The organism is Rhodoferax ferrireducens T118 (genome assembly GCF_000013605.1).
Classification (GTDB): domain Bacteria; phylum Pseudomonadota; class Gammaproteobacteria; order Burkholderiales; family Burkholderiaceae_C; genus Rhodoferax; species Rhodoferax ferrireducens.
In genome coordinates this window covers 3,238,697-3,265,096 of the sequence record NC_007908.1, presented here as the reverse complement: position 1 = coordinate 3,265,096, position 26,400 = coordinate 3,238,697, and the positions used below count along the sequence as shown (strand labels likewise).

The window sequence follows — 26,400 nt, the reverse complement described above, 5'->3', positions numbered from 1 at the left end:
GAGTTTCTCCTGTCGAGTTGAGCCAATTTTAGTCGGCGAAGTACGGCCTGCGCGAAATGCTTTGAATATTAACCCTTGAGCCATGGGCGCGCGCCGCCCATCACGTGGATATGCAGGTGTCGCACCTCCTGGCGCCCCTCGTCGCCAGTGTTGCAGAGGATGCGAAACCCCCCCTGTGGGTAAGGATTACAGCCTTGCTGCAAGGCCAGTTGGGGCGCCAGCGCCAGCATGTGCCCGAGCAGCGCTGCCTGTTCGGATCCGACATGTGCCATGGACGGAATGTGCCGCTTGGGGATCATCAAAAAGTGCACCGGCGCCCACGGATGGATGTCATCGAAGACAAAGATTTCATCGTCCTGATACACCACTTTGGATGGAATCTTGCCCGCCACAATGTTGCAGAACAGGCAGTTGGGGTCACTGTCAACGATGTCATTCATCATGCGGGGAACTCCATGGGTAAGCCCTTGTTCATGCGCACCATGCCGGTGACGATGCGGTACAGAAACCAGGCTGAAATGACCAGCCAGGCGATCCAGCCGGGTATATAAAAGAGCAGCCACAAGGGTGCTGTCACCAGATAAAGCAAGGCGGCAATGATGACGGTGCGGATGCGCCAGGAGAAGTGCGAGGCGTGCCAGGTGCCCTCGGCGTCCGAGCGCTTCACCAGGTCAATCACCAGGGCGACGATCAGCAGCACCGGGCCAAACTGGCCGCCCGGAATCAGGGCGCCAATGGCCACGATCAGGTGCAGGATGTAGCTGATGGTTCCGATGGTGTTGAGCGATTGCAGCTCCAGCAGCTTGGCGCGGTCCAGATCAGGGTTGTTGTCGGGGTTGGAATAGTCCTGGGTCATTGCGCGGCTCCGGGTTGTTCGTCTTCACGCGCGGTCACCTTGCGCATGGCTTTCTCTTCGATGCCGCTGGTTCCCGCGCGCCGGTCCAGCTCAACCACCACATCGGCCGGGCTCAGGCCATAGTGCGCCAGCGCAATCATGCAGTGAAACCACAGATCAGCCACTTCGTAGACGACTTTTGTCTTGTCGCCGCCGTTATCCGCGTCTTTGGCGGCCATCACGACCTCGGTCGCTTCCTCGCCGATTTTTTTCAGGAACGCATTAGGCCCTTTGTGCAGCAGGCGTGCGACATAACTGGTGTCCGGGTCACCGCCGTTTTGCGGCAGCCGGCTCTCGATGACCCGTGCCAGATGGGCCAAGGTGTCAGAAGTTGAAGTGTTGGCTGTCATGAACGCCTATTTGTAGATGGTTTGCGGGTCTTTCAAGACCGGATCGGTAACTTTCCACTCGCCATTTTCATACACCCGGTAGAAACAACTGTGGCGCCCGGTGTGGCAGGCAATGCCGGGTGTGTGGCCGGTCTGCGTGACCTTGAGCAAAATCACGTCCTGGTCGCAGTCGATGCGAATTTCATGCACTATTTGCACGTGGCCGGACTCTTCGCCCTTGAACCACAGTTTATTGCGCGAGCGGCTGAAGTACACGGCCCGGCCCAGCTCAGCCGTTTTTTGCAGGGCCTCGCGGTTCATCCAGGCCAGCATCAGCACGTCGTTGCTGCCTTGTTCTTGCGCAATCGCCGGCATCAGGCCTTGCGAGTCCCATTTGAGTTCATCGAGCCAGTTCATGAGGGCCTTGTCCGAGAGTGATTTTTACTATTAAATGAATAGCTGCTCACGCAGCGCTGACGGGGGCTAAAGGCCAAAATGTCTTTATATTCTGACCGGTATGCCGCGCGCGGCCATGTGCGCCTTGGCTTGCGCCACGGTGAACTCGCCGTAATGGAAGATGCTGGCGGCCAGCACCGCGTCAGCCCCCCCGATCTGGATGCCGTCGGCCAGATGGTCCAGCGTGCCGACACCGCCCGAGGCAATCACCGGCACGCTGACCGCGTCGCTCACGGCGCGTGTCAGGGCCAGGTCAAAACCAGCCTTGGTGCCGTCGCGGTCCATGCTGGTGAGCAAAATTTCACCGGCACCGAGCTCGGCCATCAGGCGTGCCCAGATCACGGCGTCCAGACCGGTGTTCTTGCGCCCACCGTGGCTGTAAACGTCCCAACCCTCACCCACTGCCTGACCGTTGGCATCGAGTCGACCGACATCGGTTGCCAGGCGGCGCTTGGCGTCGATGGCCACCACGATGCACTGGGCGCCGTACTTGCGCGAGGCGTCCCGGATCACCTGCGGGTTCGCTATGGCCGCTGAGTTGAAGCTGGTCTTGTCGGCCCCGGCGTTGAGCAGGCGGCGCACATCGTCCACCGTGCGCACGCCACCACCCACCGTCAAGGGAATGAACACCTGGCTGGCGACCGCCTCAATGATGTGCAGAATCAGGTCGCGCCCGTCACTGGTGGCGGTGATGTCCAGGAACGTCAGTTCATCAGCGCCTTGATCGTTGTAGCGCGCCGCGATTTCCACCGGGTCGCCGGCGTCGCGCAGCTCGACAAAATTGACACCTTTGACGACTCGGCCGCCGGTGACATCGAGGCAGGGGATGATGCGTTTGGCGAGCACTATGTAGTCCGCCGTTTAGCCGTTGAGCTCATTGGCCCGCTCCTGCGCGGCTTCAAAATCGAGGTCGCCGCTGTAAATGGCACGGCCGCAGATCACACCCTCAATACCTTCGTTTTCGACCGCACACAGCGCTTCAATGTCGGCCATGCCAGACAGACCGCCGGAGGCAATCACCGGAATGGTCAGCGCCTGTGCCAGACGAACGGTGGCCTCAATGTTGATGCCGCTGAGCATGCCGTCGCGGCTGATGTCGGTGTAGATGATGGATTCGACGCCGTAGTCTTCAAACTTCTTGGCCAGGTCCACCACGTCGTGGCGGGTCAGTTTGCTCCAGCCGTCGGTGGCGATCTTGCCGTCGCGCGCATCCAGGCCAACGATGATGTGGCCGCCAAAGGCGGTGCAGGCGTCCTGCAAAAAGCCAGGATTTTTGACCGCGGCCGTGCCGATGATCACATAGCGCAGGCCGGCATCCAGATAACGCTCGATGGTGTCAAGGTCGCGAATGCCGCCGCCCAACTGCACATCCACCTCGCTGCCCACGTCTTTCAGAATTTTCCGAATCGCCAGCTCGTTCTTGGGATGCCCGGCAAAAGCACCATTCAAATCAACCAGATGCAGGCGGCGGGCGCCTTTATCGACCCAGTTGCGTGCCATGACGAATGGCTCTTCGCTGAAAGTGGTGGATTGATCCATGTCGCCTTGTTTGAGGCGTACACAGTGGCCGTCTTTTAAGTCAATTGCAGGGATTAAAAGCATGATGCTTCGAGTGGGTGGAGGAAAAGGGCTGTGAAAACGCTAATTCCATCGCTAATTCGATGCGAGACTAGGCGCATCGCCGTCGACAGCGCTTTGGCGCGGCAAGGCGGTGCAACGGCGTATCGCATTGAAGTAGTAATGGAATCAAGGGTTCCAGTGAAGGAAATTGCGGTAGAGGGCTAGACCGTGCTCGGCGCTTTTTTCAGGATGAAATTGGGTGGCAAAAATATTATCGCGCGCAATGGCTGAACTGAAGCGTTGCCCATAGTCGGTCTCGCCCACGCTGTGGCGCGCATCTGACGGTTGGGCGTAGTAACTGTGTACAAAGTAGAAGTAGCTGCCGTCCGGCACGTCGCCCCACACCGGGTGCGGCGGGCCACCGTGGTTGTTGCGCCAGACCTGGTTCCAGCCCATTTGCGGCACCTTGTAACGGCTGCCATCGGGCTGTAACCGGTCGGCTAATTCAAATTTGAGCACCTCGCCGTGGATCAAGCCCAAGCCAGGTGTGTCGCCCTCGGCGCTGTGGTCAAGCAGCATTTGCATGCCGACGCAGACGCCAAACAGGGGCTTATGGGCGGCAGCTTCCAGCACCGAGGCTTGCAAACCCGATTCACGCAGCTCACGCATGCAGTCGGGCATGGCGCCCTGGCCGGGTAACACGACGCGTTCGGCTGCGCGCACTTCATCGGGGTGGGCGGTGATGATCACCTGAAACCCGGTGCCAGCCGCCGCTGCTTGCACCGCTTGGGACACCGAACGCAAATTGCCCATGCCGTAGTCGACCACCGCCACGGTCTTGCCAGACACACTTGTAACTACTGAATTCATAGCTGCTTACGCAATAGGGACGGGGGCTAGAGGCCTATTTGGCTTGTAAAACTACAATGTGCCTTTGGTCGAGGGAATTTGCCCCAAGGCGCGCGGATCGAACTCCAGCGCGGCGCGCAGGGCGCGGGCGAAGGCCTTGAACACGGTCTCGGCCTGGTGGTGCGCGTTCTCGCCCTTCAGGTTGTCAATGTGCAGCGTCACAAACGCGTGGTTGACAAAGCCCTGAAAAAACTCATGCGCCAGTTGGGCATCGAAAGTGCCGATCATGCCGCTCTTGAACGGCACGTCCATCACCAAGCCGGGACGGCCGGAAAAATCGATCACCACGCGACTCAAGGCCTCGTCCAGCGGCACATAAGCATGGCCGTAACGGCGTATGCCTTTTTTGTCGCCAACAGCCTGATGGACCGCTTGCCCGAGCGTGATGCCCACGTCTTCGACCGTGTGGTGGCCGTCGATGTGCAGGTCCCCGGTGGCCTGGATGTCGAGGTCGATCAGGCCGTGGCGCGCGATCTGGTCGAGCATGTGGTCAAAAAAACCGATGCCGGTCGATAGATGCGATTGACCGCTGCCGTCGAGGTTGACCTTGACGGTGATGCGGGTCTCGGCAGTGTTGCGAGTGACTTCGGCGGTGCGCGCGGGCACAAGAGCGATGGGCGTGGACATAAGCGTGAATGTTAACGTGAAAGTTGTGGCGCGTTCAGAGGCAGTTTCGCAGCGCCGCCAGCATCTGCTGGTTTTCATCCTTTGTTCCCACCGTCAAACGCAGGCAGTTGGCCAGCAAGGGGTGCAGGGTGGAGACATTCTTGACCAGCACCTTGCGCAATCGCATGCCTTCAAAGGTCTTTTGCGCGTCAGGTACGCGCACCAGCAACATGTTGGCCTCGCTGGGGTAGGCGTGCACGCCGGGCAACTTGGCCAACTCTTCAAAAAGAAGAGCACGTTGGGCCCGCAGATCAAGGGCTTGCGCTGCAAATACTTCCTGGTGTTCGAGCGCAAACAGGGCGCACTCGCAATTCAAAACGCTCACGTTGTAGGGCGGGCGCACCTTGTCGATCTCGGCGATCAACTCGCGCCGGCCCATCAGGTAACCCAGGCGGATACCGGCCAGCCCAAATTTGGAGAGCGTTCGCAGCAGCAGCACGTGGTGATGCCGCGCCAGCCGGTCGATGTAGCTTTTGCTGGAAAACGGCTGGTAGGCTTCGTCGATGACCACCAGGCCGCCTTGCGCACCCGCTGCTTCGATGACGCTCTCGATCACCGCGTCATTCCACAAATTGGCCGTGGGGTTGTTGGGGTAGGCCAGATAGGTGAGGGTGGGTTGGTGTTCCTTGATGGCTGCCAGCATGGCGCCTTCGTCCAGCTCGAAATCTTCGGTCAGTGCCACACCGTGAAAGTCCAGTCCCTGCAACTGCGCGCTCAGGGCGTACATCACAAAGCCCGGCACCGGGGCCAGCACACTGGCCTTTTTGAAACCGTTGGCGCTGCTGGCCGGCACGGCGCAGGCCAGCGCCAGCAGGCTGATGAGCTCGTCGGAGCCGTTGCCCAGCATCAAGTCAAAGCCCTCGGGCATCGTGGCATAGTGGGCCAGTGCCTGGCGTAAATTATTCACCCGCGCATCCGGGTAGCGGTTGAGTGCCAATGCGCCCAGCCGTTGCCCCAGCGCTTGTTGCAGGGCGGGCGGCAGGCGATGCGGGTTCTCCATGGCATCGAGCTTGACCATGCCGGTTGAATCCTGGATGGCATAGGCGTGCATGGACTGCACGTCGGGGCGGATCACTGGTCGTCTACCCGCGTCCAATGCGCTCATGGGTTCATTCGCATGGGCGGCACAGTGGCGAGCCGTAGCTCCGCCGCACGGGCATGTGCCTGCAGCCCTTCGCCATAGGCCAGTTCAGCCGCAATCAGTCCCAGTGTTTGGGCACCGGCTTCGCTGACCTCGATCAGGCTGCTGCGCTTTTGAAAGTCATAGACACCCAGTGGTGATGAAAAACGCGCTGTGCCGCTGGTGGGCAGCACGTGGTTCGGTCCGGCGCAGTAGTCGCCCAAAGATTCGCTGGTGTAGGCGCCCAGAAAAATGGCGCCGGCGTGCTTGAGCAGCGGCTCCCAGCGCTGCGGGTCACGGCTTGACACTTCCAGATGCTCGGGCGCTATGGCGTTGCTGATCGCGCAGGCTTCGTCCATGTCGCGGGTATGAATCAAGGCGCCACGGCCATTGAGTGACTTGGCGATGATCTCGCGCCTTGGCATGTCAGGCAGCAGACGGTTGATGCTCTGTTGCACCAACTCGATATAAGCCAGGTCGGGACACAGCAAAATGCTTTGCGCCAACTCATCGTGCTCGGCCTGGCTGAACAAATCCATCGCCACCCAGTCGGGTGGCGTGCTGCCGTCAGCCAACACCAAAATTTCGCTCGGGCCGGCAATCATGTCGATGCCGACGGTGCCAAAGACACGCCGTTTGGCGGCCGCCACGTAGGCGTTGCCGGGGCCGGTGATTTTGTCGACCTTGGGGATTGTTTGTGTGCCATAGGCCAGCGCCGCCACGGCTTGGGCGCCACCGACCGTAAAGGCACGGGTCACGCCGGCCACATAGGCCGCGGCCAGCACCAGCGCGTTCTTTTCACCTTTGGGCGTGGGCACCACCATGATGATCTCGCCCACGCCCGCCACGTGGGCCGGGATGGCGTTCATCAACACGCTCGATGGATAGGCCGCCTTGCCGCCGGGCACATAGATGCCGACGCGGTCCAGCGGCGTGACCTTTTGGCCCAGCAGCGTGCCGTCGGCGTCAACGTAGCTCCAGCTCTCGCCACAGGCCTTTTTTTGCGCTTCGTGGTAGCTGCGCACGCGCGCGGCGGCGGCTTGCAGGGCTTCGCGCTGAACAGCGGGAATGGCCTCGAAGGCGGCTTTCAGCTCGGCCTGCGTCAGCTCCAGCTCCGCCAGGGTGACGGCATTCAAGGCGTCAAAGCGCTGGGTGTACTCCAGCACCGCCGCGTCGCCGCGATGCTGCACGTCCAACAGGATGTCGGCCACGCGCTGCTCGATGGCGGCATCGGCCGCCGCCGACCAATGCAGTCGCGCTTTGAAATCAGCCTCAAATGTGCTGCTGGCGGTTGATAGACGGACAGCAGTAGCTGTAATGGGCATGGCAATTTCACCCCTAAATTACTGGCTAATGGCGGATGCAAAAGCGTCGATGATCTTGCGAATCGGGGCCTGCTTGAGTTTGAGCGCCGCCTGATTCACCACCAGCCGCGAGCTGATGTCCATGATGTGCTCGACTTCCACCAGATGATTGGCCTTGAGCGTGTTGCCGGTGGAGACCAGATCCACAATCGCGTCCGACAAGCCCACCAGCGGCGCCAACTCCATGCTGCCGTAGAGCTTGATCAGGTCGACATGGACGCCTTTGGCCGCAAAAAATTCGCGCGAGATGGCCACATATTTGGTCGCCACCCGCAGGCGTGAGCCTTGTTTGACCGCCGAGGCGTAGTCGAAATCGGCGCGCACAGCCACACTGATGCGGCACTTGGCAATCTGCAAATCCAGCGGCTGGTACAAACCGTCGCTGCCATGCTCCAGCAGCGTGTCTTTGCCGGTGATGCCCAGATCGGCGCCGCCGTATTGCACGTAGGTCGGCACATCGGAGGCGCGTACCACCAGCACACGCACGTTGGGCTGGTTGGTGGTCAGGATGAGCTTGCGCGATTTTTCGGGGTCTTCCAGGACCTCAATGCCGGCGGCGCGCAGCAGCGGCAAGGTTTCTTCGAAGATGCGGCCTTTGGAGAGTGCGAGTGTGATCATGGTGTTTTTTTATTTGATTCGCTCAATATCAGCGCCCAGGCCACGCAGCTTGGCCTCCATCTGATCGTAGCCTCGGTCCAGGTGGTAGATGCGCTCCACCACCGTTTCACCGTCGGCGACCAGGCCCGCGATGACCAGGCTGGCAGAGGCGCGCAGGTCGGTTGCCATGACGGTGGCGCCGGAGAGTTTTTCAACCCCTTCCACCACCGCTACCTTGCTGTCGATCTGGATATTGGCGCCCAGGCGAACCATCTCGTTCACGTGCATGAACCGGTTCTCAAAAATGGTCTCGGTGACCACTGCCGTGCCGTGCGAGATGCAGTTCAGCGCCATGAACTGCGCCTGCATGTCGGTGGGAAAGCCCGGGTACTCGGTGGTGCGAAAGCTCTGGCTCTTGAGCCGGCCCTGCGACTGGACTCGAATGCCGCCTTCGACCCGGGCGACGGTAGCGCCCGCATCGCGCAGCTTTTCGACCACAGCCTCCAGATGATCAATGCGGCCATGTTTGAGTAACACGTCGCCGCCGGTTGCCGCCACGGCGCACATGAAAGTGCCCGTCTCAATGCGATCCGCCACGACCTGATGGGTGCAGCCATGCAGCGACTCGACGCCTTGAATGCGGATGCGACTGCTGCCATGGCCTTCAATGTTGGCCCCCATCTTGATCAGCATCTCGGCCAAGTCCGTAATTTCTGGTTCCTGCGCTGCGTTTTCCAGGATGGTGACACCCTCGGCCAGGGTGGCTGCCATCAGAAAGTTTTCGGTTCCGGTGACCGTCACCATGTCCGTGGCAATGCGCGCACCTTTCAGGCGCGTCCAGCCCTTTGGTAATTTGGCGATCATGTAACCGTGTTCCACCACAATCTCGGCGCCCATGGCCGTCAAGCCCTTGATGTGCTGGTCCACCGGACGCGAGCCAATGGCACAACCGCCCGGCAGGGAGACGGTCGCCTCGCCAAAACGGGTCAGGAGCGGGCCCAGTGCCAGCACCGAAGCGCGCATGGTCTTGACCAGTTCATAGGGCGCCTCGGGTGAGCTCAGGGCGCTGGCATCGACTGTCACCCTGCCGTCATCGCTGCGCTCGGCCGCCACGCCCATGTTGCGAATCAGCTTGAGCATGGTGGCCACGTCCTGCAATCGTGGCACGTTGGTCAGCGTCACAGGTGCGCTAGTCAGCAGGCAGGCGCACAACTCGGGCAGGGTGGCGTTTTTGGCGCCCGAAATCAGCACTTCGCCCTTCAGTGAGCGGCCACCGCGAATCAGTAATTTGTCCATCGGATCAGTTCATAAAAATTAGGAGGCGCGCGCTGGTGCTGCCACGCCGGGGGTTGGCCCTCATTGAGGTGATGCCGCCCATTCGGCTGGCGTGAACGCCTTGATCGACAAAGCGTGCACCTCGTTGCTGTGTATTTTTTCACCCAAGGTGGCGTAGACCCGCTGGTGGCGTTTGATGGCGCGCAGGCCTTCAAATTCGGGCGACACGATGGTGGTGTACCAATGCTGGCCGTCGCCCGTGAGTTCGATGTGCTCGCAGAGCAGGTTGGCGGCAATGATGTTCTTGATCTCGTCTGCAGTCATGTCAACACCTCAAAAATTAAAAAAGTCAGGAACGAAGTTTGTAGCCGGTGCGCAGCAGCGTGACAGCCACCGTGCTCACCACGGCCAGCGCAACGCCGACCACCCCCAGGCTCAGCCATGGCGACACATCGCTGACACCAAAACAGCCGTAACGAAAGCCATCAATCATGTAGAAAAATGGATTGAGGTTGCTCACGGTCTGCCAGAACGGTGGCAATGAATGAACGGAATAAAAGACGCCGCTCAAAAAGGTCATGGGCATGACCACAAAGTTCTGAAAGGCCGCCAGCTGATCAAATTTGTCGGCCCACAAACCGGCTATCAGCCCCAGCGTGCCCATCAGCGCGGCGCCCAGCACGGCAAAGGTGAGTAGCCACCCCGGCGATACAAAATAGATGTCCGTGAAAAAGGCCGATACGGCAAACACACCCACACCGACGACCAAGCCCCGCACGACGGCCGCGCCGACGTAGGCCACAAACCAGTTCATGTAGGACAGCGGTGTGAGCAGCAAAAACACCAGGTTGCCCATCATTTTGCTCATGATCAAGGACGACGAACTGTTGGCAAATGCGTTTTGCAGCACACTCATCATGGCCAGACCGGGCACCAGAAAAGCGGTGTATTTGATGGTGTCGTAGACCTTGACGTGCGACTCCAGCGCGTGGCCAAAGATCAACAAGTAGAGCATGGCGGTCAATACCGGCCCGGCCACGGTCTGAAACGCCACGCGCCAGAAGCGCAGCACTTCCTTGTAGAAAAGCATCTTCCATCCGGTCATGTTGCCAGTGCCCCCTTGGCCTGGAGGCTGGCGACTGCGCCAGGGCTGCTTGCCTCGTCGCCATTCGCCGCCATCACCGAGAGAAACACATCTTCCAGATCGGCGCGCCGGATTTCCACGTCCAGCGCGGTCAAGCCGGCTTCACGGACCGCCGCCAGGTATTGCTCAATGGCCTGTGCGTCCTGCGCGGGGAACTGCACCACGCGTCCGGTCACGCGGGCTTGGGCTGCCAGCGTCTGGGGTAGCTCGCCGTCAATCTTGAAGCGCAGCAGGTTGCTGGTGCCTGACTTGAGCAAGGCACTGGTACTGTCCAGCGCCACCACCCGGCCAGATTTGAGCATGGCGATGCGGCCGCACAAGGCTTCGGCTTCTTCCAGATAATGCGTGGTCAACAGCACGGTGTGGCCGAGCTTGTTGAGTTTGCTGATGAATTGCCACAGGGTCTGGCGCAGTTCCACATCCACGCCTGCGGTCGGCTCGTCGAGCACGATCACCGGCGGTTTGTGCACCAGGGCTTGCGCCACCAGCACGCGCCGCTTCATACCACCCGAGAGTTGCCGCATATTGGCGTTGGCTTTGTCGGTCAGGCCCAGACTCTCCAGCAACTCATCAATCCAGGCATCGTTGCGGCGGATGCCAAAGTAACCCGACTGGAAGCGCAGCGCCTCGCGCACGTTGAAAAACGGATCAAACACCAGTTCTTGCGGCACCACGCCCAGTTTGCGCCGCGCTTGCGCGTAATCCAGTTGCACATCGTGCCCCAGCACCGTCACGGTGCCTGAATTAGCGCGGGTCAGACCGGCCAGAATGCTGATCAGCGTGGTCTTGCCCGCGCCGTTAGGCCCCAGCAGGCCAAAAAATTCGCCCTCTTCGACATCCAGGCTGACGCGGTCGAGCGCCAGAAAAGTGCTGCCTTGGGGTCCGCGGGGAGAAGGATAGGCTTTGGAGACTGACTGAAAGGAGATGGCGGGCATGACAGACCGCTAGTTTACCGGGGCCGGCGCTGTGGGCGGCGTGGCCGCCAGCAACTCGACCACACCATACAGCGCTGCCAGATCAGCGAGCCGTTTGGGGAGACCCTGCGTCGAGAAGCGCTTGCCTTGAGCCAATGCAGCGCGCCGGAATTCAAGCAACACGGCCAGCGCCGACGAGTCAAATCGGTTCAAAGGGCTGGCATCCACAACCGCCTCTGGGCCCGGGAGCGAAGCCAGGTCTTGCACCAGAGCCCGCAGGCACACGGTGGCCTGGCGCTGGGTCAATTCTTGCGGCAAGACCAGCATGGTCATCCCTTCTTGGCGTTGGTCTTGTTGCGTTCCACCAGGGTGGCAATCAGGCCGTCAATGCCTTTGGCATTGATTTCCTGCGCAAACTGGCTGCGGTAGGTGTCGACCAGCCACACACCCAGTACATTCAGGTTATAAATTTTCCAGCCTGCACCTTCGCCAGGCGTCCTTTCCAGTCGGTAGTCGAGTTGAACCGGGTCGCCCCGACCCTTGATTTCAGTGCGTACGACCACTTCTTTATCGTCAGCGCCCGAGTGCATGGGTTTGACGCTGAAGGTCACGTCGTTGACCTGGGTCAAGGCACCGGCATAGGTGCGCACCAGCAAAATCTTGAACTCTTCCTGCAAGCGCTGTTGCTGTTCGGGCGTGGCCTGGCGCCACTTGGGCCCCACCGCCGAGGCCGTCATGCGTTTGAAATCAACGTTGGGCATCACCAGGGTGTCCACCAAGGCAACGATCCGGGAAACGTCGCCGCTTTGAACTGATTTGTCGGCCTTGATGCTGTTGAGAACCTCGGTGGACAAACGTTTGATGAAAGCATCGGCTGCTTCATCCGCCGCGTGTACTGGCATCGCCAGTACACCCATGGCGCCCACAACAAGCGCCGCAAAAAGATGACTGAATAAACGACGTTTCATGGTTTGGCTTTCTCGTCGCCGGACGGGCCGGACTCTTTTAAAGTTTGAACCCAGGCCCGGGTGCGCTCGCGGGCCTTCGAAAGATCCTGCTTCACAGGAGACTTTTCAACCTCGCCATCATCGGGCGGGTTGCCATCGTAAATGCTGCTGCGACGACGTTGAAGATAGGCGTCGCGGGTAAAAGTGTATTTGTCCAGCGCCACGGCTTCCAGCATGCTGGAGGCTCCCAGCAAGGAGGCCCGTGTGTCCACCAGGCGCAGCAAAATGACGCTGTTGCGGGTTGGAATGTGCTCGATGCCCGAGACCAAGTCGCCTTGTGCATCGACGGGCAGCGCCGCCGTGTCACGCAGCGTGGACGGTCCCAGCAAGGGCAGTACCAGGTAAGGGCCGGGCGCGACACCCCAATAGCCCAGGGTATGCCCAAAATCCTTGGTGTGACGTTCAATCCTCATCTCGGACGCCACATCCAGAATGCCGCCCAGACCGAGGAAGGTATTGACGCCAAAACGCATGAAACTATTGGCCGCTGGCTCGCCCTTGAACTGCAAGGTATTGTTCACACCCGACCAGGCATCCTGCAAGTTGGCAAAGAAGTTGCGGACACCCCGGCGTACCGGTGCGGGCAAGACGTCCTGATAGGTTGTGGCCACCGGCTTGATGACCGCGACATCGACTGCATCATTGAACTGGTAAACCCCGCGATTAAAAGGCTCCAGCGGATCGTGCGGATTGGCATCGGGCCCACTGGCGCAGCCAGTGAGGGCCATCAAAAGCAAAACAAGGCCTGCCCATGGCGTATGGCGCGGCAGATCAAGAACCCTTTGACGCATTTGGCCACTCCCGGTCATTTTTTGACCCCATCGGCAGCAGGCGTGCTGCTATCGGCAGCCTTGCTGAACAAAAATTGACTGATCAGATTTTCCAGCACCACCGCCGACTGCGTGCTGGAGATGGTGTCACCAGCGGCCAGCGTTTTCTCATCGGCACCGGGCTCCAGCCCCAAATATTGCTCACCGAGCAAGCCGCTGGTGAGAATTTTAAGGGAACTGTCCTTGGGGAATACATACTGCTTTTCCAGTGCCAGGGTCACGCGGGCCTGAAATGATTTGTCATCAAACACTATTTTTTCTACCCGGCCGACCACCACGCCCGCACTGCGGATTGCTGCTTTGGGCTTGAGTCCGCCAATGTTGTCAAATTTGGCGCTCACCTGGTAGGTTTTTTCAAAACTCAGGGTCAACAAATTGGCTGCCTGCAAGGCCAGGAACAGAATGGCCGCCGCCCCGATCAGCACAAACAGGCCAACCCAGACATCATTTTTCGAGCGTTGCATATTTTTTCTCTTCGATTTGTTCGGTCTTCACACCGTAAACATCATGGCGGTCAGAATGAAATCAAGTCCCAGCACGGCCAGCGATGCCACGACCACGGTGCGCGTGGTGGCGCTGGCGACGCCTTCGGGGGTGGGTTGCGCCTCAAAACCCTGCAGCAGCGCGATAAAAGTCACGGTAAAACCAAACACAATGCTTTTGACAATGCCGTTGCCCAGGTCTTGCCAGACATCGACACCCTCCTGTATCTGGCTCCAGAATGAACCACCATCGACCCCAATCATCAGCACGCCCACCACCCAACCACCAATGATGCCCATGGCGCTAAACACGGCGGCCAGCAAGGGCATGGTGATCACACCGGCCCAGAAGCGCGGTGCCAGAATGCGCTGTACCGGGTCCACCGCCATCATCTCCATGACGCTGATTTGTTCGCCCGCTTTCATCAGCCCGATCTCCGCGGTGAGCGAGGTACCGGCCCTGCCGGCAAACAACAAGGCGGTCACCACCGGACCCAGTTCGCGCACCAGCGTGAGGGTCACCAGCAGGCCCAGGGCGGAGGATGAGCCGTAGCGCTGCAGCGTGTAGTAGCCCTGCAAGCCAAATACAAAACCGACAAACAAGCCCGACACCGCGATGATGGCCAGCGAGTAGTTGCCCAGAAAGTGAATCTGGTCGCGGATCAGGCCGAAGCGTTTGAAGCTCGGCCCCAAGGTGGTCAGCAGGCGAATGAACAGGCGCGCGCCCAGGCCCAAGTTGGCCAGTTGACCGCGCGCGGCAAAGCCGATATCAGCGGGTTTGTACCAACTCATGGCGTTGCTCCTGCACTGAAATCTTCTTCAATCGACGGACCGGGGTAATGGAAGCGCACCGGGCCGTCTGATAAGGCATTCACATACTGGTAGACCAGCGGATCGGTGCTCTGGCGCACTTGCTCGGGCGTGCCCTGAGCGGCGATTTTGCCGTTGGCCAGAATGATGACGTGGTCCGAAATGGCGAAGGTCTGCTCCAGCTCGTGCGAGACGAAAACGCTGGTCAGGCCCATGGAGTCATTGAGCTGGCGGATCAAACGCGCCGCAATGGCGAGTGAAATGGGGTCCAGGCCGGAAAACGGCTCGTCGTACATCACCAGTTCCGGGTCCAGTGCAATGGCGCGTGCCAGCGCAACGCGCCGCGCCATGCCGCCCGACAGATCGCTGGGCATCAGGTCGCGCGCGCCGCGCAAGCCGACTGCATTGAGTTTCATCAGGACAATGTGGCGAATCAGAGGGTCTGAGAGGTTGGTGTGTTCGCGCAAGGGAAACGCCACGTTCTCAAACACCGACAAATCGGCGAACAGGGCGCCAAACTGAAACAACATGCCCATGCGTCGGCGCGCCGCGTAGAGCTGGGCCTGGTTCATCGGCGTGACATCCTGCCCGTCGAACAGCATCTCACCCGACTTGGCCCGGTTTTGACCACCGATCAGGCGCAGGATGGTGGTTTTTCCGCCCCCCGATGCGCCCATGAGCGCCGTGACCTTGCCACGCGGTACCGACATGGAAATATTGTCCAAAACCACCTGCTCACCGTAGCCAAAGGTGAGATTTCGCAGTTCAACAAGGGATTCGGGATTGGGGGCCATTTGGGGTGTTGAAAAAACAAGGCCGGGTCTTGCCCGGCCCCTGCATCATAAGGGATTACACGGACTCGGGCCTGCGCCCGCCCGCCCCAAGCCCGGCCTGGAATCCCAGGTGGACGATCTCAGCGTGGCAGATTGCTGAATCCCATCAGGAATTCGTCCACCGCTCGCGCTGCCTGGCGACCTTCGCGAATCGCCCACACCACCAGACTCTGGCCGCGGCGCATGTCGCCCGCCGCAAACACCTTGGCCACATTGGTGGCGTAGCCGCCGCTGAACTCGGTGGTCGCCTTGGCGTTGCCGCGTGCGTCCTTGGCGACGCCAAAAGCCTCCAGCACCGTGGCGACCGGATGGACAAAACCCATGGCCAGCAACACCAAATCGGCCTGGTAGGTTTTCTCGGTACCGGCAATCTCTACCATCTGGCCGTCCTTGAACGCAACATGGACGGTCTTGATGCCTGTGAGTTTGCCTTTTTCACCGATGAATTCCTTGGTGGAAACGGCGAACTCACGGGTGCAACCCTCCTCGTGGCTGGAACTGGTGCGCAGTTTCATGGGCCAATTGGGCCAGGTCAGCGGCCGGTTTTCCTCCGCCGGGGGTTGCGGCATCACCTCAAATTGGGTGACGCTGGCCGCGCCATGGCGGTTGCTGGTGCCGACGCAGTCAGAGCCGGTGTCGCCGCCGCCAATCACGATGACGTGTTTGTCCGTGGCACGCAACTGGCCCTTCAGCTTGTCACCGGCGTTGACCTTGTTTTGCTGGGGCAAAAACTCCATGGCGAAATAAATGCCATCCAGATCGCGCCCCGGCACGGGCAGGTCACGCGACTGCTCGGCGCCGCCGGTCAGCAACACGGCGTCAAAGTCTTGTTGCAACTGAGCGGGAGAAATTGTTTCTTTGGCCCAGTTGGTGACCTTGGAGCCCTTGGGCATGGCGCCGACCAGGACTCCGGTGCGAATCGTCACGCCCTCTTGTTGCAGCTGTTCCACACGGCGGTCGATGTGCGACTTTTCCATCTTGAAATCAGGAATGCCATAACGCAGCAAGCCGCCGACGCGGTCGTTTTTCTCGAACAGGGTGACGTCGTGGCCGACCCGCGCCAGCTGCTGCGCTGCCGCCATGCCGGCCGGGCCGGAGCCCACCACCGCCACTGTTTTTCCGGTTTTGTGTTGGGCCGGGCGCGCGGTGACCCAGCCCTCAGACCAGGCGCGGTCGATGATGGCGTGTTCAATCGACTTGATGCCCACGGCACTGTCGTTCACGTTGAGCACACAAGCCGCCTCGCACGGCGCCGGGCAGATGCGGCCGGTGAACTCGGGGAAGTTGTTGGTGCTGTGCAGCACTTCAATCGCATTTTTCCAGTCGCCCCGGTACACCAGGTCGTTGAAATCCGGAATGATGTTGTTGACCGGGCAGCCGCTGCTGCAAAACGGCGTGCCGCAGTCCATGCAGCGCGCCGCCTGCTTGTTGGCCTGCTTGTCATCCAGGCCGAGCACAAACTCTTTGTAATTCTTCAAGCGCTCAGGCACTGGCTTGTAGCCCTCCTCGATGCGTTCAAACTCCATGAAACCCGTTACTTTTCCCATGATTCTTGTCCTTATTTAGCGGGAACTACTTCTTTTTTAGTAGCTGCCTGAGCACGACTGGTGAGGGCCAGAGCCTCTTTTTGTGCATGAATTGTGGCGAGCGCGCGTTTGTATTCATTGGGGAATACCTTGACGAACTTGAGCCGGGCAAGCTCCCAGTTGTCCAGCAATTCGCGGGCGCGCTTGCTGCCGGTCCAGCGGTTGTGCTCTTCCAGCAGTTTCTTCAGCTGCGCCTCATCGCTTTGGCCGCGGTGCCACAAGCTGACCTCGATCGCCTCGCGCTGCTCCTCGGCTGTCAACACCTTGGTCAGCGACACCATGGCGGTGTTGCAGCGCTTGGCGAACTTGCCGTCCTCGTCATAAACGTAAGCGATGCCGCCGCTCATGCCGGCTGCAAAATTGCGTCCGGTGATACCCAGCACGGCCACGGTGCCGCCAGTCATGTACTCGCAGCCATGGTCACCGGTGCCTTCCACCACCGTCGTCGCGCCCGACAGACGCACCGCAAAGCGCTCGCCAGCGACACCGCTGAAATAGGCTTCGCCACTGGTGGCGCCATACATCACCGTGTTGCCGACGATGGTGTTCTTGACCGCGTCACCCCGGAAGTCGATGCTGGGGCGTACCACGACCCGCCCGCCACTGAGTCCTTTGCCGGTGTAGTCGTTGGCGTCCCCAATCAGATAAAGCGTGATGCCGCGCGCCAGGAATGCACCAAAGGACTGGCCGCCGGTGCCCTCCAACTGGATGCGGATGGTGTTGTCGGGCAAGCCTTCAGGGTGGACTTGCGTCACCGCGCCGGAGAGCATGGCGCCGACGGAGCGATTGACGTTGCGCGCCATTTCCATGAAATGCACTTTCTCGCCCTTGTCGATGGCGGCGCGGCTCTTGGCGATCAGGATGTTGTCCAGCGATTTGGCCAGGCCATGGTCTTGCGTTTCGGTCTGGTAGCGCGGTACCTCGGCCGGGGCATTGGGTTGCGCAAACAAACGGCCGAAGTCCAGGCCGCTGGCTTTCCAGTGTTCGATGCCTTGGCGCATGTCGAGCAGGTCAGAGCGACCAATCAGGTCGTCAAACCTGGCGATGCCCAACTGGGCCATGATGTGGCGCACTTCTTCCGCAACGAAAAAGAAATAATTCACCACATGCTCGGGCTTGCCGGAGAATTTTTGACGCAGCGCCGGGTCTTGCGTGGCGACGCCGACCGGGCAGGTGTTGAGGTGGCATTTGCGCATCATGATGCAGCCTTCGACCACCAGCGGGGCGGTGGCAAAGCCAAATTCGTCAGCGCCCAGCAGGGCACCAATCGCCACGTCGCGCCCGGTTTTGATCTGGCCATCGGTCTGCACCCGGATGCGCGAACGCAAGCGGTTGAGCACCAGGGTTTGCTGGGTTTCAGCCAGACCGATTTCCCAGGGGCTGCCCGCGTGTTTGATGGACGACCAGGGCGAGGCACCGGTGCCGCCATCATGGCCTGCGATCACCACATGGTCGGCCTTGCACTTGGCAACGCCAGCCGCGATGGTGCCGACGCCAATCTCACTCACCAGCTTGACGCTGATGCTGGCGTGCGGCGCCACGTTTTTCAGGTCGTGAATCAGTTGCGCCAGATCCTCGATCGAGTAAATATCATGGTGCGGCGGCGGCGAAATCAGCGGCACGCCGGGTATCGAGTGGCGCAGGCGACCGATGTAGTCCGACACCTTGCCGCCCGGCAATTGACCGCCTTCACCCGGCTTGGCACCTTGCGCCATCTTGATCTGGATCTGGTCTGCGCTGGTGAGGTACTCAGCGGTGACGCCAAAGCGACCGGAGGCCACCTGCTTGATGCGTGAACGTAACGAGTCACCGTCCTGCAAAGGCAGATCGACTTCCACGACATCGGCACCAATCACGCTTTTGAGTGTGTCGCCGAGTTTGATCGGGATGCCTTTGAGTTCGTTGCGGTAACGCGCCGGGTCCTCGCCGCCCTCGCCGGTATTGCTCTTGCCGCCCAGGCGGTTCATGGCCACCGACAGCGTGGCGTGTGCTTCGGTTGAAATCGAGCCGAGCGACATGGCGCCGGTGGCAAAGCGTTTGACAATCTCCGCGGCTGACTCCACTTGCTCCACCGGAATGGCTTTGGCGGGGTCAATCTTGAATTCAAACAAGCCGCGCAGCGTCATGTGGCGTTTGCTCTGGTCGTTGACGATCTGCGCGTATTCCTTGTACGTGTGCCAGCTGTTGGCGCGTGTGCTGTGCTGCAGTTTGGCAATCGCGTCGGGCGTCCACATGTGGTCTTCACCGCGGGTGCGCCAGGCGTATTCGCCACCGGCATCGAGCATGCTGGCCAGCACCGGATCCAAGCCAAAAGCCGCCTTGTGCATGCGGATGACCTCTTCAGCAATGTCGAACACGGTGATGCCCTCGACCCGGCTCGGGGTGCCCGTGAAGTACTTGGCCACCACATCGGTGGACAAGCCAATGGCCTCGAACAACTGCGCGCCGCAGTAGCTCATGTAGGTGCTCACGCCCATCTTGGACATGATCTTGGAGAGTCCCTTGCCGACCGCCTTGACGTAGTTGTAGATGGCTTTTTCGGCGCTGAGTTCACCCGGCAGATCCTTGCAGATATCGGCCAGCGTTTCCATCGCCAGGTACGGGTGCACCGCTTCGGCGCCATAGCCGGCGAGTACACCAAAGTGATGCACTTCACGTGCGGTGCCGGTCTCGACCACCAGACCGGCGGTGGTGCGCAAGCCGGCGCGCACCAGGTGTTGGTGAACGGCGGACAGCGCCAGCAGAGCGGGTATGGCGACCTGCGTCGCGCTGATGCCGCGGTCGCTGATGATCAGGATGTTGTTTCCACCCTTGATCGCGTCCACCGCTTCGGCGCAGAGGGACGCCAATTGCGCTTCCACGCCCTCGTGGCCCCAGGCCAGTGGGTAGGTGATGTCGAGCGTGTGGCTGCGGAACTTGCCGCGCGTGTATTTTTCGATGTCGCGCAGCTTGGCCATGTCAGCAAAGTCCAGCACCGGCTGGCTGACTTCGAGGCGCATCGGCGGGTTGACCTGGTTGATGTCGAGCAGGTTTGGCTTGGGGCCGACAAAGGACACCAGACTCATCACAATCGCTTCGCGAATCGGGTCGATGGGCGGGTTGGTCACCTGGGCAAACAACTGCTTGAAGTAGTTGTAGAGCGGCTTGTTTTTGTCGCTCAGGACGGCCAGCGGGCTGTCGTTGCCCATGGAGCCGATGGCTTCTTCACCGGCGGTGGCCATGGGGGCGATCAGAAACTTGATGTCTTCCTGCGTGAAACCAAAGGCCTGCTGGCGGTCGAGCAGACTGACCGCCACTTCAGACGCCGAGGCGGGCTCGCTGCCACCCTCCACATCATCGAGGCGAATGCGCAGGTTCTCGATCCATTGCTGATACGGCTTGCTGTTGACCAGATTGGCCTTGAGCTCGTCGTCGTCGATCATGCGGCCCTGTTCCAGGTCGATCAGGAACATCTTGCCGGGCTGCAGCCGCCATTTGCGCACGATTTTGTTTTCCGGAACGGGCAACACGCCGGACTCGGATGCCATGATGACCAGATCGTCATCGGTGATGCAGTAGCGCGAAGGGCGCAGGCCGTTGCGGTCGAGCGTGGCGCCAATCTGGCGGCCGTCGGTGAACACGATGCTGGCCGGGCCGTCCCACGGCTCCATCATGGCGGCGTGGTACTCATAAAACGCCTTGCGACGCGCCTCCATGGTGGCGTGTTGTTCCCACGGCTCCGGGATCATCATCATCACGGCCTGTGCCAGCGGGTAGCCGGCCATGGTCAGCAGTTCCAGACAGTTGTCAAAGGTGGCGGTGTCGGACTGGTCGGGGAAGCTGATCGGGTACAGCTTTTGCAGATCGGCCCCCAGCACGGGGGAGGACATCACGCCTTCGCGCGCCTTCATCCAGTTGTAGTTGCCCTTGACGGTGTTGATCTCGCCGTTGTGCGCCACATAGCGGTACGGGTGTGCCAGCGGCCACTCGGGGAAGGTGTTGGTGGAAAAGCGCTGATGCACCAGGCCCAGCGCCGAGACGCAGCGCTCATCCTGCAGATCCAGATAGTAGGTGCTCACCTGATCGGCCAGCAACAAGCCTTTGTAAATCACGGTACGGGTCGACATGCTGGGCACGTAATACTCTTTGCTGTGCTTGAGCTGCAGGTTCTGGATGGCGGCGCTGGCGGTCTTGCGGATCACGTACAGCTTGCGCTCCAGCGCGTCCTGCACGATCACATCGTTGCCGCGGCCAATAAACAGTTGTTTGAGAACCGGCTCTTTCAGACGCACGGTGGGCGACATCGGCATGTCGCGGTTCACCGGCACATCGCGCCAGCCCAGCAACACCTGTCCCTCGGCCTTGATGGCGCGCTCCAACTCCTCCTCGCAGGCGAGCCGGCTGGCGTGCTCCTTGGGCAAAAAGATCATGCCCACGCCGTACTCGCCAAACGGGGGCAGGGTGACGCCCTGTGCGGCCATTTCTTCGCGGTACAGCGCGTCGGGCAACTGAATCAAGATGCCCGCACCGTCGCCCATCAGCTTGTCGGCGCCGACGGCACCCCGATGGTCCAGGTTCTCCAGAATCTTCAAGGCGTTTTGAACGATGTCATGCGACTTGACGCCTTTGATGTGCGCCACAAAACCCACACCACACGCATCGTGCTCCTGGGTGGATGAGTACAAACCGTGTTCCTGGAGATGCTTGATCTCGGCAGCCCTTGTCATGGCGCGCTCCTAAAAATTGTGGGAATGGTGAAGAATACCGCAGCGCAACAAAAGTTCCAAGCACAATAATTGGGGTCAGATTCCAATTATTCATTGAATTTATTGCATATAAAATAATTGGGGACACATTAAAATAATAGCAATATATGAAGTATCCACGAGGGATATGGCCTAATTTTGTGTATTTTTTTGAATGGAAACCGGTCGCCCCGCGCTGATCTTGGCAAGCCGGCGCTGCGTTCTTTTTTGTAACTCGGCGACAAAATCGGGTTCACCCAACGCCCAGCCGCGCAAAACGCTGTCAGTTAACGCCGCTTGTTGCACTGGGTTGAGGCCGCCTTGCACCAACTCCGCATAGGCGGCTTCGCGCGCAAACGGCGTGTTGCCCAGCTCCCACACCAGCGGGTGCGGGGTGATCAGCTTGTCACTGCGCAGGCCGGTGTAGTGGCCGTAGCTTGACCACGGATAGTCACCCGCTTGCCCCACCAGCCCGGCGCGCACCGGATTGAGGTCGATGTAGACCATGCAGGCCAGCAAATAGCGCTCGGTCTGGATCAGGGTGGATTTGTAGCGACCTTCCCACAGGGTGCCGCTGCGCTTTTGGCTGTCGTTGAAATAGCGCACATAACGCCGACCCACCGCTTGCATCATCTGCGGCAGGCCGTCCGCGGTGTGTGGTGTGGCCAGCAGATGGAAGTGGTTGCTCATCAACACATAGGCATGAATGGCAACGTCGAACTTCCTGGCGTTTTCCGCCAGCAGGTCGAGCATGGTCTGATAGTCCGCCTTTGTCGCAAAAATCGCCTGCCGGTTGTTGCCACGCTGGATGATGTGATGCGGATAGCCGGGCAGGGTAAGGCGGGGCAGGCGGGCCATGGTTCTCCAGATGGAAGCGTTAAGTCAGGTTAGCCGCGGCCGCATCGTCGAGACGCTATAAAAGGCATAGCTACCTACCTATATTCGACGGGGGCTGGATGGCAAAAAGGCTTGTAAATTTTCGCAAGGTCCGGCCAATCTGGTTGTTGTCATCTCAGTGCCCGGGTGACGCGCACCTTGCCACCGGTGGTGACCAGAACGACCGCATCACCGGGCAGCAAGGTCTGGTTGCCCTTGGCTTGCACGATGGCACGGCGGCTGCCATTCCTGAGTTGCACCAGGATTTCGACCGCTTCTTCCTGCGTGCCCATGCGCTCGATCGCATTGCCCGCCACCGCGCCGACCACGGCTCCCAAGACGCCCACCACGGCATTTTCACGCCGCCCGCCCACACTGGAGCCGGCAATGCCGCCGACCACGCCGCCCGCCACTGCCCCCGCGCCAGACTGACTGCCATCGACCGTGACCGGGCGAACGCTCAATACAGTGGCATCTATCACTTCGGACATGCGCTGGGCATCACCGCGCTGGATGACATCCGGGCTGCTGGTGGCACAGCCCCCCAGCAGAACAAGCAGACTCACGGTCAACAAAACTTTCATTCCTTACCCCTTGCGTTAAAGTCAATTTGACAGCCGAAAGCGCGTTTCGTTCAACTGCGCCAGACCAAATTCTTGCAGAATTGCCTGCAAGCGCTCCGCCGCCGCGCGCTTTTTCTGACCCGTGTAGCGCGCCAGTATGAGCTCGTTTTTCATGCTGTGCTCCCAGCCCACCAACTCGGTTACCGTGACCTGATAGCCCGATGCCTCCAGGTACAGGCAGCGCAGCACGTTGGTGATCTGGCTGCCCAACTCGCGCGTGTGCAGCGGGTGACGCCACAGCTCGGCCAGCGGCGTGCGCGCCAGCGACAGCGCCTTGTGCTGGTTCAGGCAGCGCGCAATTTCTGCCTGGCAGCAAGGCACCAGCACCATGAAGCGAGCGTGCTTTTGCAGCCCAAAGGCAATGGCATCGTCAGTGGCGGTGTCGCAGGCATGCAAGGCGGTCACCATGTCAATGCGCTCGGGCAATTGGTCAGACTGCGCCGACTCGGCCACGCTCAAATTCAAAAAGGACATGCGATCAAAGCCCAGTCGATCGGCGAGCTCACGCGACTTTTGCACCAGCTCAGGGCGGGTTTCGATGCCGTAGATGTGCCCTGTTTTTTGCGCCTTGAAAAACAGGTCGTACAGGATAAAGCCCAGATACGACTTGCCCGCGCCATGGTCGGCGAGCAGGATGCCGCCCGGTTGATCAGCCAGCTCAAGCAGCAGTTTCTCGATAAAGCCAAACAAGTGGTAGACCTGCTTGAGCTTGCGTCGCGAGTCCTGGTTGAGCTTGCCCTCTCGGGTCAGAATGTGCAGCTCTTTGAGCAGCTCCAGTGACTGTCCCGGCCGGATTTCGTCGACCAGCGCTTGCGGGGCTGGCGTTTTGTTTTGCTTCTTCATGCGTTTTTGCTACCGTGTGGCGCCGTCGCCGGCAACTCAATCTCTGGCGAAGCCACCGGGTCGCCGCCTGAGCGACCGACCCCCAACGCGACCCAGCCTTCGACCCCGAGCCGCTCCATGGTTTGCATGTTCACCTCATAAATGCTTTCGGCATCCGGAAAAGCCGCCACGGCGCGGTCGATGCTGTCTTCGCGCAGCAGGTGCAAGGTGGGGTAGGGCGAACGGTTGGTGTAATTGGTGATGTCATCGTCTGACGTTCCAGCGAACTGGAACAGCGGGTGCAAAGGGGCGATCTGCAAAATCCCGTCAAGCGCCAGATCGACCAAAGCCTGATCGGCTTCGGCCAGAAAATCATTGAAGTCCAGAAAATCGGCCAGGCCCTCAGACAGTATCAAAAGTGTAGTGTCCCGCTCAGACGCATCAAGGGCTAGCAGCTGTTTCAGCTCGAATTCAAGGTCGTGCAGAAGGGCTTGGGAGGTGGTGGCGTGACTCACGGCGTAGTGCACTTGCCCCTTGACGTGCACGCCCTTGGCAAACGGGCACAGGTTCAGGCCGATCACGGCGCGCTCAAGCCAGGCGCGGGTGTCATCGATGGCTACTTGTGACGGGGCAGGCATGTCAATTTCTCAATTAAAAACAAAGCGGCTGGCCTGACCCACAATCATTTTGGCCAGTTCGTCCAGCAGCGGGCTTTGAATCTGCGCAGCCGGGTAGGTGGCGGTCAGCACTTCAAAAGCCTGCAGGTTGGCCAGGCGAAACACCAAGTTGGCAGCTTCGTGATCAGGGGTGATGGTGATGCCAGCGCGCGCCTCGGTGCTGTAGTCAAAGCGAATCGCCTGCAAGGTGTTTTTCTCCGGGTGGCGGACGTGGACACGGTCGTGCGGTACGCTACCCGCCGCCAGGCGTGATTCAATGCGCTGCAAGTCCGGTGGAAAATTGGCACTGACGCTGCCCGCCACCGGCACACCGTCAATCGGCACCAGACGCCAGCCCAGGGCAATGTAGTCAAACACCTCCTGGTCGCGTAGCGTTTTCTTGCGCGCGTCCACCTGAAAATCAACCAGCTTCATGGCCGGCCAGGGCGTTTTGCTGCTCAGACTCAGTGACGGGCCGCCGGGGGCAATCACATTGAGCTGTTTGGCCAGTTCGGCGACATATAACCAGACGGTTGTTGTCGCCGCTTCTGTCAGCCGGGTATTGGCCTCACGCTGGAGGAGGTCCACGCTTTGGACCGATTGCAAAGCGCGGGCCTGCGACTTAAGCTGATTGAGAAAACTCACACGGGCTCCCGGATGCTCTTGATGGTTGGCACCAATTATCACAGCAGCTTCACGCCCGTGAGCCGCTTGTGCTCGCGCGCGGCAAAACGGTCGGTCATGCCGGCGATGTAGTCGGCCACCACGCGCGCGCTGGCACTCAGGGGGTCCGGTGCGCCTGCGGCGGCCTCAGCGCGCGCCAGAAAGCCTTCGCCCATTTCCTGCGGCTGTTCCAGATAGGCCTTGAACAGCTCATGCACGATTGTCTGGGCCTGGTTCATGGTCTGCATGACCTGGGGATGACGGTACAACTGGTGCAGCAAAAATGTTTTGAGCGCCTGTGATTTGAGCCGCATGTCCGGGCCAAACTGAACCAAAGGCGCCTGTTGCCGCACCGCCGCCACGCTGGTTGGTGCGGCTGTCTCCACCGCGGCGGTGGTCGCGGCAATGACGTCGTGCACCTGCGCGGTGAGCATGCGCCGGGTCGCTTCGTAGAGCAAGCGCCGGCCATGCGCTGCATCCTGCAACTGCGGGTACTCGGCCAGCGCTTCGCGCCTGAAATCGTCAAACAGGGCCACCGCTTCAAGCTGCTCCAGCGTGATCAGGCCAGAGCGCACACCGTCGTCGATGTCGTGTGCGTTGTAGGCAATCTCGTCGGCCAGGTTGCACAACTGCGCTTCCAGGCTGGGTTGTGTGCCATCCAGGAAACGCAGGCCGACGCCACCGGGCTCCTTCATTTCAAGCACTTGCGCGTTGCTGCGCGAGCAGTGCTTGAGAATGCCTTCGCGCGTCTCGAACGTCAGGTTCAGGCCGTCAAACTGGGGGTAGCGCTCCTCCAGGTGATCGACCACGCGCAGGCTTTGCAGGTTGTGCTCAAAGCCGCCAAAAGCGGTCATGCAGTCGTTGAGCGCGTCCTGCCCGGCGTGGCCAAACGGCGTGTGTCCGAGGTCGTGCGCCAGCGCAATGGCTTCGACCAGGTCTTCATTCAGCCGCAATGACCGGGCCACCGAACGCCCCAGTTGCGCCACCTCCAGCGAGTGCGTCAGGCGGGTGCGAAACAGGTCGCCTTCGTGGTTGACGAACACCTGCGTCTTGTACACCAGCCGCCTGAAAGCGGTGCTGTGCACGATGCGGTCGCGGTCGCGCTGGTACTCGGTGCGCGTCAGGGCCGGGGCTTGGGGGTAATGGCGACCGCGCGATTGGGCGGGATCGCAGGCGTAGCAGGCGAGCGTCATAAATTTATAATAAACCGGGCTCTAGCCCCCGTCGCATATGCCTTATTAGCTACTATTTTTGTAGTA

At 60.3% G+C, this 26,400-nt stretch carries 29 protein-coding genes; all 29 read right to left on the bottom strand.

Annotated features, from left to right (window positions below; genetic code table 11):
- Positions 1-68 precede the first annotated feature (68 nt).
- Complete coding sequence (locus RFER_RS14940) at positions 69-440, bottom strand: histidine triad nucleotide-binding protein (protein ID WP_011465232.1); 372 nt, start codon at positions 438-440, stop codon at positions 69-71.
- Positions 440-856 (bottom strand): DUF4870 family protein, encoded by a 417-nt coding sequence (locus tag RFER_RS14935; protein ID WP_011465231.1) that lies wholly within the window; start codon positions 854-856, stop codon positions 440-442. Before RFER_RS14935 ends, RFER_RS14940 begins: the two co-directional genes overlap by 1 nt.
- On the bottom strand, positions 853-1,245 hold the full coding sequence (locus tag RFER_RS14930; RefSeq protein WP_011465230.1) for a phosphoribosyl-ATP diphosphatase: 393 nt from the start codon (positions 1,243-1,245) through the stop codon (positions 853-855). The genes RFER_RS14935 and RFER_RS14930 overlap by 4 nt, the downstream gene beginning before the upstream one ends.
- Positions 1,246-1,251: 6 nt before the next feature.
- Positions 1,252-1,641 (bottom strand): phosphoribosyl-AMP cyclohydrolase, encoded by a 390-nt coding sequence (hisI, locus tag RFER_RS14925; protein WP_011465229.1) that lies wholly within the window; start codon positions 1,639-1,641, stop codon positions 1,252-1,254.
- Positions 1,642-1,725: 84 nt separating this feature from the next.
- Positions 1,726-2,526, bottom strand: coding sequence for an imidazole glycerol phosphate synthase subunit HisF (hisF, locus tag RFER_RS14920; RefSeq protein WP_011465228.1), 801 nt, complete (start codon positions 2,524-2,526; stop codon positions 1,726-1,728).
- Positions 2,527-2,541: 15 nt separating this feature from the next.
- Positions 2,542-3,282: a 1-(5-phosphoribosyl)-5-[(5-phosphoribosylamino)methylideneamino]imidazole-4-carboxamide isomerase gene (gene hisA, locus RFER_RS14915; RefSeq protein WP_011465227.1), complete on the bottom strand. Its 741-nt coding sequence runs from the start codon at positions 3,280-3,282 to the stop codon at positions 2,542-2,544.
- A gap of 144 nt (positions 3,283-3,426) precedes the next feature.
- Positions 3,427-4,110: an imidazole glycerol phosphate synthase subunit HisH gene (gene hisH / locus RFER_RS14910; RefSeq protein WP_011465226.1), complete on the bottom strand. Its 684-nt coding sequence runs from the start codon at positions 4,108-4,110 to the stop codon at positions 3,427-3,429.
- Between the two features lie 51 nt (positions 4,111-4,161).
- Positions 4,162-4,776, bottom strand: coding sequence for an imidazoleglycerol-phosphate dehydratase HisB (gene hisB / locus RFER_RS14905; RefSeq protein WP_011465225.1), 615 nt, complete (start codon positions 4,774-4,776; stop codon positions 4,162-4,164).
- A gap of 34 nt (positions 4,777-4,810) precedes the next feature.
- Positions 4,811-5,920, bottom strand: a complete 1,110-nt coding sequence (hisC, locus tag RFER_RS14900) for a histidinol-phosphate transaminase (protein WP_011465224.1) — start codon at positions 5,918-5,920, stop codon at positions 4,811-4,813.
- Positions 5,917-7,260: a histidinol dehydrogenase gene (hisD, locus tag RFER_RS14895; protein WP_011465223.1), complete on the bottom strand. Its 1,344-nt coding sequence runs from the start codon at positions 7,258-7,260 to the stop codon at positions 5,917-5,919. The genes hisC and hisD overlap by 4 nt, the downstream gene beginning before the upstream one ends.
- Before the next feature lie 18 nt (positions 7,261-7,278).
- The gene (hisG, locus tag RFER_RS14890) at positions 7,279-7,917 is read right to left on the bottom strand and encodes an ATP phosphoribosyltransferase (RefSeq protein ID WP_011465222.1); all 639 of its coding nucleotides are present in this window, start codon (positions 7,915-7,917) and stop codon (positions 7,279-7,281) included.
- Between the two features lie 9 nt (positions 7,918-7,926).
- Positions 7,927-9,192, bottom strand: a complete 1,266-nt coding sequence (murA, locus tag RFER_RS14885; RefSeq protein ID WP_011465221.1) for a UDP-N-acetylglucosamine 1-carboxyvinyltransferase — start codon at positions 9,190-9,192, stop codon at positions 7,927-7,929.
- Between the two features lie 60 nt (positions 9,193-9,252).
- Positions 9,253-9,495 carry a BolA family protein gene (locus RFER_RS14880; RefSeq protein ID WP_011465220.1) on the bottom strand — a complete coding sequence of 81 codons (243 nt, stop codon included), beginning with the start codon at positions 9,493-9,495 and terminating at the stop codon, positions 9,253-9,255.
- Positions 9,496-9,520: 25 nt separating this feature from the next.
- Positions 9,521-10,276, bottom strand: coding sequence for an ABC transporter permease (locus RFER_RS14875; RefSeq protein WP_011465219.1), 756 nt, complete (start codon positions 10,274-10,276; stop codon positions 9,521-9,523).
- Positions 10,273-11,250 (bottom strand): ABC transporter ATP-binding protein, encoded by a 978-nt coding sequence (locus RFER_RS14870; RefSeq protein WP_011465218.1) that lies wholly within the window; start codon positions 11,248-11,250, stop codon positions 10,273-10,275. Before RFER_RS14870 ends, RFER_RS14875 begins: the two co-directional genes overlap by 4 nt.
- A gap of 9 nt (positions 11,251-11,259) precedes the next feature.
- A complete protein-coding gene (locus tag RFER_RS14865) occupies positions 11,260-11,556 on the bottom strand; it encodes an STAS domain-containing protein (RefSeq protein WP_041792464.1) in 297 nt (98 codons plus the stop codon).
- A gap of 2 nt (positions 11,557-11,558) precedes the next feature.
- Positions 11,559-12,197, bottom strand: a complete 639-nt coding sequence (locus RFER_RS14860; protein ID WP_041790813.1) for an MlaC/ttg2D family ABC transporter substrate-binding protein — start codon at positions 12,195-12,197, stop codon at positions 11,559-11,561.
- On the bottom strand, positions 12,194-13,027 hold the full coding sequence (locus RFER_RS14855) for an MlaA family lipoprotein (RefSeq protein ID WP_011465215.1): 834 nt from the start codon (positions 13,025-13,027) through the stop codon (positions 12,194-12,196). Before RFER_RS14855 ends, RFER_RS14860 begins: the two co-directional genes overlap by 4 nt.
- Before the next feature lie 14 nt (positions 13,028-13,041).
- The gene (gene mlaD / locus RFER_RS14850; protein WP_011465214.1) at positions 13,042-13,530 is read right to left on the bottom strand and encodes an outer membrane lipid asymmetry maintenance protein MlaD; all 489 of its coding nucleotides are present in this window, start codon (positions 13,528-13,530) and stop codon (positions 13,042-13,044) included.
- Positions 13,531-13,557: 27 nt separating this feature from the next.
- On the bottom strand, positions 13,558-14,340 hold the full coding sequence (mlaE, locus tag RFER_RS14845; protein WP_011465213.1) for a lipid asymmetry maintenance ABC transporter permease subunit MlaE: 783 nt from the start codon (positions 14,338-14,340) through the stop codon (positions 13,558-13,560).
- A complete protein-coding gene (locus RFER_RS14840; protein WP_011465212.1) occupies positions 14,337-15,152 on the bottom strand; it encodes an ABC transporter ATP-binding protein in 816 nt (271 codons plus the stop codon). The genes mlaE and RFER_RS14840 overlap by 4 nt, the downstream gene beginning before the upstream one ends.
- Positions 15,153-15,271: 119 nt before the next feature.
- Complete coding sequence (locus RFER_RS14835) at positions 15,272-16,738, bottom strand: glutamate synthase subunit beta (protein WP_011465211.1); 1,467 nt, start codon at positions 16,736-16,738, stop codon at positions 15,272-15,274.
- Between the two features lie 11 nt (positions 16,739-16,749).
- Entirely contained in the window at positions 16,750-21,483 is a 4,734-nt protein-coding gene (locus RFER_RS14830; RefSeq protein ID WP_011465210.1) for a glutamate synthase-related protein, read from the bottom strand.
- A 171-nt stretch (positions 21,484-21,654) separates the two neighbouring features.
- Positions 21,655-22,359: an REP-associated tyrosine transposase gene (locus tag RFER_RS14825; protein WP_011465209.1), complete on the bottom strand. Its 705-nt coding sequence runs from the start codon at positions 22,357-22,359 to the stop codon at positions 21,655-21,657.
- Positions 22,360-22,508: 149 nt separating this feature from the next.
- Positions 22,509-22,961, bottom strand: coding sequence for a glycine zipper 2TM domain-containing protein (locus RFER_RS14820; protein WP_011465208.1), 453 nt, complete (start codon positions 22,959-22,961; stop codon positions 22,509-22,511).
- Between the two features lie 21 nt (positions 22,962-22,982).
- Positions 22,983-23,843, bottom strand: a complete 861-nt coding sequence (locus RFER_RS14815) for a class I SAM-dependent methyltransferase (protein WP_011465207.1) — start codon at positions 23,841-23,843, stop codon at positions 22,983-22,985.
- Complete coding sequence (locus RFER_RS14810; protein ID WP_011465206.1) at positions 23,840-24,460, bottom strand: DUF1415 domain-containing protein; 621 nt, start codon at positions 24,458-24,460, stop codon at positions 23,840-23,842. The genes RFER_RS14815 and RFER_RS14810 overlap by 4 nt, the downstream gene beginning before the upstream one ends.
- Positions 24,461-24,469: 9 nt before the next feature.
- Positions 24,470-25,123: a hypothetical protein gene (locus RFER_RS14805; RefSeq protein ID WP_011465205.1), complete on the bottom strand. Its 654-nt coding sequence runs from the start codon at positions 25,121-25,123 to the stop codon at positions 24,470-24,472.
- A gap of 38 nt (positions 25,124-25,161) precedes the next feature.
- On the bottom strand, positions 25,162-26,334 hold the full coding sequence (locus tag RFER_RS14800; RefSeq protein WP_011465204.1) for a deoxyguanosinetriphosphate triphosphohydrolase: 1,173 nt from the start codon (positions 26,332-26,334) through the stop codon (positions 25,162-25,164).
- Positions 26,335-26,400 lie beyond the last annotated feature (66 nt).